The sequence below is a fragment of the Sphingobacterium sp. MYb382 genome (assembly GCF_037572665.1).
Lineage (GTDB): Bacteria > Bacteroidota > Bacteroidia > Sphingobacteriales > Sphingobacteriaceae > Sphingobacterium.
This window is the reverse complement of record NZ_JBBGZT010000026.1, coordinates 85896-99853: the sequence shown is the minus strand read 5'-3', so window position 1 is coordinate 99853 and position 13958 is coordinate 85896. Positions and strand designations below refer to the sequence as shown.

7 protein-coding genes are annotated in these 13958 nt (G+C 41.3%); 2 read left to right on the top strand and 5 right to left on the bottom strand.

Annotation, left to right across the window (positions count from 1 at the left end):
• Positions 1–34: 34 nt before the first annotated feature.
• From WH223_RS14145 to WH223_RS14130, 4 genes are all read right to left on the bottom strand, one after another.
• On the bottom strand, positions 35–1711 hold the full coding sequence (locus WH223_RS14145; protein ID WP_340048393.1) for a DUF5018 domain-containing protein: 1677 nt from the start codon (positions 1709–1711) through the stop codon (positions 35–37).
• Between the two features lie 4 nt (positions 1712–1715).
• The gene (locus tag WH223_RS14140; protein ID WP_340048392.1) at positions 1716–3404 is read right to left on the bottom strand and encodes a RagB/SusD family nutrient uptake outer membrane protein; all 1689 of its coding nucleotides are present in this window, start codon (positions 3402–3404) and stop codon (positions 1716–1718) included.
• A gap of 11 nt (positions 3405–3415) precedes the next feature.
• Entirely contained in the window at positions 3416–6589 is a 3174-nt protein-coding gene (locus WH223_RS14135) for a SusC/RagA family TonB-linked outer membrane protein (protein WP_340048391.1), read from the bottom strand.
• Between the two features lie 610 nt (positions 6590–7199).
• Entirely contained in the window at positions 7200–8483 is a 1284-nt protein-coding gene (locus WH223_RS14130; RefSeq protein WP_340048390.1) for an MFS transporter, read from the bottom strand.
• 262 nt (positions 8484–8745) lie between these two features.
• Here WH223_RS14130 and WH223_RS14125 point away from each other — a divergent pair, with 262 nt between their 5' ends.
• Entirely contained in the window at positions 8746–9975 is a 1230-nt protein-coding gene (locus WH223_RS14125; protein WP_340048389.1) for an ROK family protein, read from the top strand.
• 61 nt (positions 9976–10036) lie between these two features.
• Here WH223_RS14125 and WH223_RS14120 read toward each other — a convergent pair whose 3' ends face one another.
• Positions 10037–10624 carry an outer membrane beta-barrel protein gene (locus tag WH223_RS14120; protein ID WP_340048388.1) on the bottom strand — a complete coding sequence of 196 codons (588 nt, stop codon included), beginning with the start codon at positions 10622–10624 and terminating at the stop codon, positions 10037–10039.
• Between the two features lie 300 nt (positions 10625–10924).
• On the opposite strand from WH223_RS14120, the gene WH223_RS14115 reads away from it, so the two are divergent.
• A complete protein-coding gene (locus tag WH223_RS14115; RefSeq protein WP_340048387.1) occupies positions 10925–13939 on the top strand; it encodes a glycosyltransferase family 117 protein in 3015 nt (1004 codons plus the stop codon).
• The last annotated feature ends 19 nt before the right edge of the window (positions 13940–13958 follow it).

Sequence of the window (13958 nt, the reverse complement as noted above, 5' to 3'; positions counted from 1 at the left end):
AGGACAAAACATATCCTGTACCATTTCGCTTTTTCTATTTCAAGGAATACTTGGTAAACTCTTGTGCTAGCACACCACCATTGGTTAACAATAGGTAGGCTTGCATCGTTTCACCATCGGCACTCACACCAAAGCACACATCAGAAGTCGCATTTCCATTGCTTACCCCGGCTTTAATCTCTTCCGAAGCAAAAATCCGGAAATCAGCAAAATTAGAGTTACTCGTTTTCAGCAGGTAGTTGGTCGGATTTGTTATATCATACACCACCAAACGTGCTGCATCATAGAATGTGCCTATCAATCTTAAATCGGCCATTGCTAAGAACTTCGCATTATTAAACTCCACGTAGTTTAAAGCACCAGCATACCCCGCTTGGTCTACATCGATATTGTTGAGTACCGATTGTGAAGCACCACTCATATAACGCAGTTGGTCATTTTGGAATCCCGCAAAGTAATTGCTACTACTCGATAGGCCAAGTGGCTGAATGGAATTCTGTACACCAATAAGCTCTGGCACATCATTCATTTTCACCAACTCTGGAGTCGTGCTAGCGATAACACCATTTGCGAGCTTCCAACGGTAGAAATATGGCGTATTCGCGATAGAAGATACCAAAACTGCATCCCCGTTAAAATCACCAAAAGCACGTACTTTTCGTCCTAATGCACGGTCGCCAGTCGTCACCCCTACAGGAGGTGTATGCACATAGCCCATTAAACGGACAGGTGCTGTATCGTTTACATTTTGATATTTATACACTTGGAAAGTACCGTTCAACCCGGTGTAGGTTGTCGTAATGATATGCCCCTTAGCATCACTAACAATTTGGAAAATCTGTGGACTTGCAATCGGTTGGTACATATCTTTAACATATGCACCTGTAAAGCGGTTATACACTTTAAGTACCGACGGTAGGGTACGATGCAATACAATTAAATAATCGCCACTCACCGCAATCGACGTGTTATTATTTGTTGAGAACCCCAAATCGGCACTCGATTTAAAGAATAAACGACGATTTATCCCTGCTCCTACAGCCAGCTTAATCGGCTCTCGAACTTCCACCGTATAAGCCTTCACTTTATTGCCTGGTGCTGTAATAACGAAAGGTAAAGTCCCCGAAGTTAAATTGACAACAGACTCGTTTTTAATACTGCCACTAGCATGTTTATTCAACACATAGCTAAACTTCGCTTGCGAAAGATCAATCCCTGGAAGAATAAAAAAGATAACCTTATCACCATTGATAATTCCATCGGCCAGCTTCTCTTCCCCATCTTGTTTGTAACTAATTTTAGCCGATTTTAAGTTCGCATCGCCTTGCTTAACCGCAACGACCACATACTTCTTCTCCGCACCATCACCAGCAACGACGGTAATGTTTTTTGGACTCGTTAAGTCTGTAAAACCGTCCAATGACGGAACGATACGTGAATCTTTTGGAATAGATGCTTTTAAAAGCATCTTCGTCAAATCAACCTCCGTATCAGAATCTACAGGATAATGGTAATTCACATCGACATAGATGGTATCGTTAGCCATCCGACTTTCAAACAGTCTATTGGTGCCATAACCATCCGTCGAGGCGTAGAAATCCGAAATCACATTCTCCGTGTTGGGATCTACATAGTTAGGCTTTTCACAGGATGTAAACATCCCTACCAGAACAGCCACAGCACTTGCTATTTTTATAAAATATCTTTTCATCAGACTACCATCCTTTAATTTGTGTAAGACCTTTATTTTTCTGAATCTCGGCTTCTGGAATCGGTAGATAATAAAGCCTTGCCGGGAACTCCCGATTAGCGATATCAGCATCTACGAATTCGTAGGTATACCCACTTCCTTCTGGCGTAATTTTATGCCCTTTCACCCGCTTACCATCAAGCAGTATGTGCGCCTTACGCAGACGTCGCAAATCCCAGAAACGCTGCCCTTCAAAGGCCAATTCCACGATACGCTCATGCTCTACGCGTGCCATCGCATCGGTAATAGTATTGTAGTTAACATCGGGAAGGCCTCTCTTTTGTCGCAACGCATTCAGCGCCGTCACCGAACCCGAAAAGTCATTCAGCTGCGCTTTCGCTTCCGCTAAGACAAGATATACCTCTGCATAACGCAGCTCGATCCAATGTTGGGTACTTTTATTTTGCACAAAGGTGGTGTTATTAGGATCTAAGAACTTCTTCGTGTAATAGCCTGTAACCGTTCTTTTAGGGTCACTCATCTGTCCAAAAGGGATAAAACCTTCTTTCACATCCGCCACGGTAGTATTTAGCACCCGTCCTTTCCAGGCAGCACCATTATGAAGGATACTCGCATAGAAGCGTTTTTCACGATTCGCATACGGTGCTGCAGCATGCACCGGATTACTCCAAGAGAATTTAGTACCATCTGCCATTTCAAATTCATCGACAATATTCGCTGTTGGCACCCCATAAACGGAAGTCTGCCCTTCAGCATCCCTCGGTGGAGCATAACCTGCGTCGTACTGATGCACCACATCAGGGGCAATATAAGTCACCTTATAAATTGCTTCTTTGCTCTCCTTAGCGGTGAACACAGTCGCAAAATCATCTGCTAAAGCATACATACCAAGGTCAATAACAGCTTGCGCAGCATCTCTAGCCTGCCCATAATAAGCATCTGCTTTAGCCTCTGGAATGCCTGTTAGCTCATCTGTATTAAACTGCTTTTTATCGAAACGCGCAATCGAAGCCGCATGGAGTGCCACGCGTGCTTTTAGCGCATACGCTGATCCTTTGTCAGCCTTGCTCGTTGCCACCTTAGTTGGTAAGTTCTGCGCAGCATAGTCCAAATCGGCAAGTATAAAATCATAAATAACCCCTTCGCTAGCACGCGGATGGTCTTTCACACTATACTCATCGATATTTTGCAACAATACCACACTCCCGTGCAATTTGGCTAACCAGAAATAACAGTAGGCACGCACAAAGCGTGCTTCTGCTTCAAATCGAGCTTTGGCACCTTCATTTAAGGAGGATTTATGGAGCCCATCCAAAAATTCATTCACACGTCGGATACGGTCGTAGCCGCTATTCCAATAGTTTAATCCAACACTTGCCGGCGAATAGCGCCCAGCATCCCCGATGAAAAGATTGACAGTACCATTACCTGCCGTGTTGGAGGTAAACTTCATACCATCCGCTAAGGCATCCATAGCATTATCGTAGCCTAAGCCCGGGAAAAAGGTGAATTGGAAACGACGGAACTCCGCATACATTCCATTCACATACATCTCCACATTGGCTTCATTCTTCCATACATTCTCCTCGACGAAGCGATCTTGCGGTACAACATCAATATTACAGCTACTTACGAGGGCAATAGCTCCACTCATCAAGCCTAATACTTTATATTTAATTTTAAAAATCTTCATGGTTGATACAATTAAAAAGTAACACTTACACCAAATGCATAAATCTTCTGTTGCGGATAAAATCCGTTATTCACATTTGGCATCTCTGGGTCTAGGTATTTTAAAGAATCCCAAGTGAAGAGGTTAGACCCTGTAATGCTTAGGCGTACATTTTCGACCTTTGCTTGTTGAAGCCATGCTTTTGGCAGGGTGTAGCCCAACTGAATAGATTTCAGACGTATGTAATCTCCTTTACGTACCCATCCTGAGTTTTTATGCGCATTATGTGCCGTATAAGTAGATGCTTTATAAGCCGATAAACGTGGAAACTCGGCATCGGTATGGTCAGGACGCCAAGCATTCTCTACTAAGAAATAAGGAGAGTTACCATAATTGTAGAAAGCACGGGTGAACGGTGTGTTATCGTCTACACCCGAAGTACCAGAAGCCCCTTCATAGGTACCCGCTAAACTTACATTTACCAAGCCTGCCCCTTGGAAAAGAGCCGAGAAATCAAAGCCTTTATAGGCCATGTCGATATTCAAACCATACATCAGCTCGGGCACATTCGGGCGACCGATATACGTCATATCCTCACCACGGGTAATTTTACCATCACCATTCAAATCTCTATATTTAAAGAATCCTGGAGGCGTGAAAGTTACTGATGGCGAAGGTGTATTCCTTCCTTCTTCCCATGTTTGCACCATACCATCTACAACAAATCCGATTTTCGTATCAATAGGTTTCCCTATCAAACTTTGATAAGAAGGGGTGCCTGGTGCTTCATCCAGTTTTAAATAACGGTTCTTAGACCAGTTAACATTTCCAGTTAAGCCCAATTTAAAATTGCCGAACGTATTGTTATAGCGAAGCTGCGCATCAAACCCTTTATTATCAGCTTCACCAACATTGGCAATACTCGGGTAATAGCCACCAATAGATGGCGGATATAAATTGGACACCGGCGCTAAGATGCCTGATGTATATTTGTAGAACCACTCGAAATCAAAACCTATTTTACCATTAAGGAAACGGGATTCAAAGCCGACATTATACATCGTAGAGGTCTCCCATTTCAAATCTGGATTCTGTAAAGGATTTACGTAAATTGGGTAGACAGGAACGCCTCCGATAACAACTCTATTTTTTTCCAAACCATTAGAGCCATCCGTTTGTGAGAAACTACGCATGTAGGGGAACTTGCCTAAGTTCGCACGGTCATTTCCGGCAACACCAATAGATGTTTTCACCTTTAAATAATCCATAAAGGGAACATTACGCTTGAAAAAATCTTCCTTGGAGACCACCCAGCCTAAACCTGCTGCTGGCGAAGGCTTCCAGCGATTTTCTTTCGCAAAATTCACGGAAGCATCCCAACGCGCAACAAGCTCCACCAAGTATTTCTCCTGAAAACTGTAGTTTAAGCGGGTAACAATACCGGCTCTAGACTCATCCGCTGAGGTAGCCCCTGTGGAAGCAATAACATCATTCGGCGCTTTAGAGCCGAAGTCAATATCCTGGATAATATCAAGCGGAAAATTACTCGCTCCTGCAGCGAAATAATTGCCCGTACCTCTAGAGTATTCGTACAAAGCCAAAACGCCAACCTGATGATCTTGTGCAAAAGTGCGTGCATAGTTAATACTTCCTTGTAACGTCTTGCGTGTGCTCGCTCTATACTGTTGGCGTAAGCTTGACTTATCAATGCCTGGAACAGTCGTCAATGCAATATAATCACCCGTAATCTGCTCACGTGCTCTACCCATTAATGGGTAAGGAGAAAGCCAAACTTTGGATTCCATCCCCGAGTTGTCGTAACCTAAATTCAATTTAGCGGTCAATCCTTCAACTTGTGGAATAGTCAACTGCACATGAGCCTGCCCCTGCACCACATTATTTTTATAGTTTTGATAACCCGATTTCTCTACCGAAGCGATTGGATTTACCCAGCCTGCACCCGCCTGGTAGGCCGTTGGCAAGCCATTTGGCGCATACATCGGTAGGTTTGGTAACATACGCACCGCTTGGTAAAAAGGATTCATATACGCCGTATTATCAGGCGAAAGCCCTGGTGTACGCGTGAGCTCTTGGCGCAAACCGAGATTCAAACCAAAACTGATGTAATCATTTACTTTCGTAGATAAATTTGTACGTACGTTATAGCGTTTAAAATTTGTATTATCTATAATTCCGTCTTGATCAAGATGATTAATAGCCGCAAAATATTGCGTATTGTCGGATCCGCCCGAAAGGGTAGCCGAATGATGCTGTGAGTGCGATTTATTATCCAGAAGTAAACCAATCCAATCTGTATTCCCAAATAATGGGTTTGCATTAGAACCATCACGAACCGCGTCGATAAGCTCCTGTGTATACAAGTAAGGAACTGTTTTCTGTCCTGTATTTTCCAATAGCTCATTATCCACCTCAGTTCCTTTATTGTACCAAGTCATGTAATCTGGTCCATCTAAGAACTTAGGAAAACGGGTATTCTGACCAATATTGTAGCCAAAGTCATACGAAATCTTGGCTTTCCCCCGATTACCAGATTTCGTCTTCACGACAATAATTCCGTTGGCAGCCATTGCCCCATAAGCCGCTACTGCAACCGCATCTTTAAGCACAGAAATAGATTCAATCTCGTTGGCATCTAAATTTGCTAACGTTGAAGCAGGACGTTCAATATCATCGACAATAATTAAAGGGCCTCTTGTTTCGCCATAGGTTCCTATACCACGAACATACAACTGCGCATTATCAGCACCTGGCCGCCCCGATTGTTGTACCGCCGTCAATCCCGGCAAACGACCAGCTAGAGAGTTGGTGATATTCATCGCAGGAGCCTTTTTAAGCTCATCACTTTTAATCTGCGCGACAGAGCCCACCATCGTACTTTTCTTCTGCGCACCGTAGGCAACTACGACAACCTCATCGATAGAACCGCCTTTATTTTGCAGCTGTACATGAAGTGATTGACGGTCTGTAGCACGTAGCGACACAGGATCAAAACCAACATAGCTGAATTCCAATTGTGCGGGATATTTATCCACCGTCAGTTGAAATGCTCCATTAGCATCCGTCAATGCTGTTAATGTCGTTTGCTTAACGCGGATGGTAACTCCCGCTAAAGGCTTGTTTTCTGCATCCACCACCGTACCACGAACAGGTACCTGTGCATGGGCAAGAAACCCCTGAACAAGCATAAAAAGCAAACAACAGGTCCGTATACAACAGAACCTTATACTGTTTAGATACTTCATAATTAAGTGTTTATTAATTTGTTTACAAAAATTGTATGTATAAAATGGTTTTAAGGTTGTCTACTTATTCTGCTTTTTATCAGCCGCAAGCAATTTATTACCTTTGCAAACTTTGAAATCCAGCCTATCCATACGTGTAGTCTTTTTGCCTACAACATGCTACGTTGATATGCTTGCTCATTGACAGCGGTCAGTGAATAATCTCAAGGGCTTATAATAAATTATAAGCCTAATCTACAAGGGCATACAGCCTACGTAAACCGGTACCCGCTAAACGGGTGAGTCAGAATAATGGTAAAATTTATTTAGTGTTTATAGGGCACTAAATAAGAAATAAAATATTTAATATCCAATATATTTTTAATTTTATTTTTTAATAAGCGTGTTTATTAAATTTTATTTACAAAAAAGAAAGTACGAAACCTTTTTCTGGAGCGGAGCAATACAGCTTGACATAATAGCTCAGTAGATCAAAGGGAAGCGAAATATTAAAACAAAAAAAAAGAGCTTCCTAAAAAGCTCTTTCCTCAACTATAACCTGTAAAATAAAAAATTAGTCTTCTGTTTCAATTTCTTCGGCCTTACGCAACGGCACTAACCAAGTCACAATAAAGGCAGGTATGGTCGCAATAAGCACCCAAATAAAGAATTCTTTATACCCCATTAAATCACTTAACCATCCACTAATCATAGACGGAATCATAAACCCTAGATTCACCAAGCCACTAGCAAATGCATAGTGCGCCATTTTATATTTACCCGGCGCTATGTTTTGCATGATAAAAAGAATCAATCCAACAAAACCAAAGCCGTAGCCAAAATACTCAACAACAACAGCTGTTCCGATGATGTACAAATCTGTCGGTAACTCAATCGCCAAAAAAGCATAAGCGGCAAATGGAAGATTAAAGAAAGCACATAAAAGCATCAATGTATTTCTATTCAGCCCTTTCTTTGCAATATAATTTCCGGCCACGATAGAGCCCAACACAAAGGCTATAGCGCCAAAAACGCCATATAACAGTCCTATTTGAGAGGTCGTTAGCTCCAAGCCTCCTTCTGCACGCGTGGACTTAAAAAATAAAGGGATAATTTTTATAGCCTGTCCCTCCGCAAAGCGATAGAGCACAATAAAACATAAGCTGTATGCTATATTCTTCTTTTGGAAGAAGCTAATGATCACATCTTTGAGGGTAGCAAGGCCTTCTTTCAAGGAGGTCGTCGAAGCTGCATGCTGCCCTGAGGGCAACATACGCATGCTATACAAACCTAAAAGCAGCATGATGATACCATAGGTAAACATCACGACCATCCAAGCATTAGCAATGCCTATTTCTTTCTCCAATTGTCCTGCCAAATAAACCAGCGCTCCTCCCGAAAATACCTTCGCCAAGTTATAAAAAGCACCTTGCCAACCGACATACTTAGCTTGTAACTTGGGTGTCAATTCATTCAGATAAACCCCATCTGCCGCCGTATCATGCGTGGCACCACTAATTGCTATGATGGTAAAAATGGCAATAGAAAGGCTAAAAAAAGCATCTAGCTGCAAGCTCAATCCAACCAATCCGAATAGAAGTCCTGTGAAAATTTGTGTGATATAAACAAAGAACTTTTTCGTTTTGTACAGCTCAAGAAAAGGGCCCCATAAAGGTTTTATCGTCCATGGAAGCATAATTAAGGAAGTCCAGAATGCAATTTTCGTATCCGAAATATCCATATTTTTATACATAATGGAGCTTGCTCCAGACAAGGCGACAAAGGGTAATCCCATGGCAAACCAAGTAGTAGGAATCCAAAAGATTGGACTTATTGACTTCGCTTTAATATCTTCCACTTTAAATTGTTATTTTAGGTTTATGGAGCGGAGTTTTGTTTTCCACTCTATTTTTGATTCTGTAAGACAAGCCTTCTCGGTAGGTCATTCTTGCAGACGAAGAATCAAAGGCCAATTTTATCAATAAAAAACTTATCAAGCAAGTAATTATTAAATTATTTTAATAATATTGAGAAATAAATAGCTTTTCGCAAAGTATAACAAGAGCTTAAGTAACTTTTTTATTATATTTAACCACAGATTGATTTATTAATAAAAAAGAATGAGCGCAAACTTTCTGACCGACTTACACAATGCCCACATCAGCGGTGTGGCCTATAAAAACATACGTCTTAAAAAGAAAATATTAGCCTACTTCGCAACACATGAATTGGGAACGATTGCTGAATTAAGCAAGGCGTTTAATATTAGTATTCCAAAGATAAATGAATCAATCAATGAGCTCATTGAGGAAAAACTGGTTAAGGATTATGGAAAACAGACCTCCAACGTTGGGCGTAAGCCTAACAACTATGGTCTTGAGGCCAACTCGGCCTTTTTTCTAGGCGTTCAAGTTAGCCATGACTATTTAAGTATAGCCATGATAAACATGAAAAAAGAACTCGTAGCGAATAAACATGAGATACCTTTTTCACTGGAAAACAATGAAGAATCGCTCAAAAACATCTGTAAAGAAATAAAAGACTTCATCGGTAAGTTGAATATAAAAAAGGAGAAAATACTAGGAATAGGCATAAACCTCTCCGGACGTATTAACTACCGCACCGGATATTCTTACAGTTACTTCAATTTCTACGAAGATCCACTATCTAATTATTTTGAGCAAGAAATCGGCATCCGCACGTTCCTAGAAAACGATACCAAAGCACTTTCCTATGGCGAATTTTCAAGCAGCTTGGTAACAACAGAAAAAGATGCGCTATTTATTAACGTCGATAACGGAATCGGACTTGGCATCATGATTAACAATCAAATTTACTATGGAAAATCAGGCTTCTCCGGGGAATTTGGTCATATCCCTATTTTTGATAATGATATCATCTGTAAATGTGGTAAAAAGGGATGCTTAGAGACGGAAGCTTCTGGCTACGCCTTACGCCAACGTGTCATCGAAGAAATAAAAGGAGGTGCAACGAGCATTCTTACCAAAAAGTTCACGAATATCGAAGATATCCGATTACATGATATTATTGCGGCAGCAAAAATTGATGATACCCTATCTATTGAAGGCATCAATAGTATCGGGGAGAAACTAGGCCGCGGATTAGCAGCGTTGATTAATATTTTCAATCCAGAGTTGATAATTATTGGCGGTTTATTGGCTAATTCAGAAGAATACCTAAGCCTTCCGCTAAAGAACGCGATTAACAAATATTCATTATCAATAGTCAATAAAGACACTAAGATTGTGATGGCTCACTACAGCCAAAAAAGCGCCGCTATTGGCGCCTGTCTACTACTTCGCGACAGACTGTTATCCATCATCGAGTAAAAATAAAAAAGCCTATGCGCATACGCGCATAGGCCTCTACTTATGTTATAGGGCGATCTGCTTAGAAGATATACTTCAATCCAAATTTTACGCCGTTCTGAAACCCTGAATTAATTCCAATTCCAAAATCATTACTTGTATCACCATCTTTAGGTTTTGATGCAGTCCATCCTACTAAACCAAATGATGCTTCCATAGAGAAGTTTTTGCTGAAGAAGTAATCAACACCAGGAGATAATTGAATACCGTAACCTGTTGTTTTTTGCTCTACTTTAGCAGCACCACCTTCAATTGTTTCTTTACTGAAAGTTAATGGCACTGCCGCTTGACCGAAAATCAAGAAGTTATCAGCAATACCCCAATATTTACGTGCTAAAGGTTGCACAATAAAAGTGTTACTTTTTCCAGTAAGAATCTCAGATGTATTATCTTTCGATCCTAAATAACCTACACCTAATCCGATTGCTGTGGTAGGCGCAACAAATGTTCCTACTACTGGCAATATACTATACTGTTTAATGTCACCATCCGATTGTGTCGAATAGCCGGCTTCTCCCATAATAAACCATTTACCTTTAAATCCTTGTGCTTGTGCTGCAGAAACTCCCATTAAAAGGAACATACCCATAGCAAATACTAATTTTTTCATAGTGTTAATTTTTGTTTTACAACACTAAGGTAGCCCTCATGCTACCTGAAAAAGATGACTATTGTCATGAATAAAAATAAGTCTGACAACAATTAATTGCTAAGAAAAAACAAAGAAGAAAAACACTGTAAATCAGCTATTTTGTTAAAAAACGTTAACTAATTGTAGATAAAAATGACTTTTCTTAATTTCAGTATCATATTATGAATAAGAAAACACAATTTGTATCAGGAGCTGTTGTTATCGGAGTCCTCTTTCTTATAAATTGACACACAAACTATAGTACCTAAATAAATGATCATGCATTACCAAAAGATTAACAATCTTATCGGCTGGCTTTGTGCTATACTAGCTACCCTTGTCTATGGCTACACAGCAGACCCCTACACCAGCTGGTGGGACACGGGCGAATTTATAGCCTCAGCCTATCGGTTACAAATCGTTCATCAACCCGGTGCGCCGTTATTCCTGATGATCCAGAATGTTTTTTCCAACCTCGCTCTTTCCGATCCCACCAAAATCGCTTATGCGATGAATATAGGGTCGGCCGTCTGTAGCGGACTAACTATTTTATTTTTATTTTGGACCGTCACCGCGCTTACGCGCAAAGTATTAGGCAGACAGGAAACCGTTGAAGGCAACCGCTGGCAAACAGCCAAAGTGATGCTGGCAGGGGTAATTGGTGCCATGGCCTACTGTTTTACCGATAGTTTCTGGTATTCTGCTGTAGAATCAGAAGTCTATGCTATGTCTTCCTTATGTACTGCGGCCGTCTTTTGGTTGATTCTGAAATGGGAGAGACGTGCAGACGAACAAGATGCTGCACGATGGCTCATCCTCATTGCTTACATCATGGGACTATCCATTGGTGTCCATCTGCTGAACCTACTTACGATTCCTGCACTAGCCTTGGTGATTTATTTCAGAAAGCAAGAAAAAATAACGCTTCTAGGTGCTGCTAAAGCTTTGGCGATTGGCATTGCTGTTCTCGCCGGAATATTATGGGGCATTATTCAGTATACCGTTCGCGCAGCAGCAATTACAGATGTTTTCTTTGTCAATCAATTGGGACTCGGTTTTGGTTCGGGTGTCATCTTTTTCACTTTACTCGTTATCGCACTCCTAGCCTGGGGAATCTATTACAGCATAAAGCGACACAAACCAATATTAAATATCGGCCTGCTTGCCACAAGCTTTGTTTTATTTGGCTACATGTCTTATGCCATGCTTGTGATACGCGCACATGCAGATCCATCACTCAATAATAATGCACCAGACAATGTATATTCCTTTCTCGGCTATGTCGCTCGCGAGCAGTACAGCAGTGAGCCGCTGTTTAAAGGACCTACCTTTGATGCAAAGGTTAATCAAGTAAAACCTACGGAATCATACAAAAAAGGAGCTACTAAATATGAAAAAATAGCAGGCCGTTCCAGCTATAGCTTCGATAAAGAAATGTTGTTTCCGCGCATCTACAGTGATAAGCATGCCGACTTTTATCGCTATTACTTAAACCTGTCACCAACGGAGTCTCCGACGTTTTCCGACAACGTAAAGTTCTTCCTCAACTACCAGCTAAACAATATGTATACGCGGTATTTCCTGTGGAACTTTGTGGGACGCCAAAATGATGAAACAAACTACGTCGATGCACGTAAAGGAAATTGGTTAACTGGAATTAAACAGTTAGACCATACTGCGCTAGACAATCCGTCGCAGCTACCAACAAGCATGCAAACCAACCCCAGTAGAAATGTTTATTACGCACTACCCCTACTTTTAGGGCTCATTGGCTTATTTTGGCATGTACGCAATGATAAACGCTCTGCAACCATTGTGGCGCTACTCTTCTTTTTTACGGGTATAGCTATTGTTCTCTACCTCAACCAGAGCCCCATGCAGCCACGAGAAAGAGACTATGCTTATGCGGGATCTTTCTATGCCTTTGCTATCTGGATTGGGCTGGGCGCTATCGGCATCACCGAGTTCTTTCAACGTAAGCTACACCACAAAGCGGCCCTGTTATCAGCAGGCCTACTATGTTTATTTGCAGGCCCATTGTTACTCCTGCGGGAGAACTGGGATGATCACGACCGCTCTTCAAGATCTGTCGCTAGAGATGTTGCCTACAACTACCTAATGTCTTGCGAACCCAATGCCTTATTATTCACCTATGCAGATAACGACACCTTCCCTTTATGGTATATGCAAGAGGTCGAAGGAGTACGTACCGATGTCCGTATTATTAATCTGAGTTATCTACAATCTCATTGGTACGTTCGTCAATTGAATAATCAAGTCAATGCTGCAGCTCCGGTAAAGCTCGGTTTTGACAGCGATAAAATGCGTGAAGGCGTACGCGACTATCTTCCTTTTGTCGACAGAGGAATTAGTAATCCCGTAGATTTAGACACGTTAATTGCTTTTTTGACATCTGACAATCCAAAGAATCAAGTAGAGATGCAGAATGGAGAAATGTTTAATTACCTACCGGCCAAACGCATAGAGATGCCGGTAGATAAAAAAGCAGCATTAGCGAGCAACACCATACCGCAACAATGGCATAACGCTATTGTTGATAAAATGGAATGGGATTATCCATCGCAATACATGACTCGGGCCGAATTAAGTTTAATGGCAATTATCCTGGAGAACAATTGGAAAAGACCAATATACTTCACCAATTACCTACCTTCCCAAAGTTTGATAGGTTTAGATAACTATATCGTGGACGAAGGCTTGGTAAAGAAATTATTGCCGATAGCCTTTTCTGAAGAGCAGCATGCTGGCACAATTGTACATACGGAAAAACTTTACCAACACATCACGCAGGATTTCAAATGGGGAGCATATAATAAGGTAAACCACTTGGATGTCGATTCTCGACGGTATTTGGAAGGATTTGTGTATCCTGACATCTATGTTCGCGCTTCGAGCTTGTTGAAAGAGGAAGGTGAAATGGAAAAAGCACGTGAAGTAGCTATTAAATCATTGGCCCTACTGCCGAAACGTGCCTACAGTATCAACGAAGCTTATTATTATAGCGATATCGTAGACACCTTGTACAAAACTAAAGAAGTAAGCTTAGCGAACGAATTGACAAAACGCAACTTAAACCTGATACAGGATGAACTGCACTATACTGAAAGCCTCGCGCGTGATAAGCCCGAACTTTTGGACGTTCGAAGCATCAAGTTTGCTTTGAGCACACTGGAATTATACGATCGTATATTAAGTCAGACAGATGACAAGGCGATGTATGCTAACGTAAATAAAGTATATCTGCATTATAAAGAAAAATACGGTATCAAATAAAAAAGGAGGTTTAAAAACC

Coding starts and splice junctions, on each gene's coding strand:
- WH223_RS14145 (WP_340048393.1), bottom strand. CDS start 1,711: ATGAAAAGATATTTTATAAAAATAGCAAGTGCTGTGGCTGTTCTGGTA.
- WH223_RS14140 (WP_340048392.1), bottom strand. CDS start 3,404: ATGAAGATTTTTAAAATTAAATATAAAGTATTAGGCTTGATGAGTGGA.
- WH223_RS14135 (WP_340048391.1), bottom strand. CDS start 6,589: ATGCTTGTTCAGGGGTTTCTTGCCCATGCACAGGTACCTGTTCGTGGT.
- WH223_RS14125 (WP_340048389.1), top strand. CDS start 8,746: ATGAGCGCAAACTTTCTGACCGACTTACACAATGCCCACATCAGCGGT.
- WH223_RS14120 (WP_340048388.1), bottom strand. CDS start 10,624: ATGAAAAAATTAGTATTTGCTATGGGTATGTTCCTTTTAATGGGAGTT.
- WH223_RS14115 (WP_340048387.1), top strand. CDS start 10,925: ATGCATTACCAAAAGATTAACAATCTTATCGGCTGGCTTTGTGCTATA.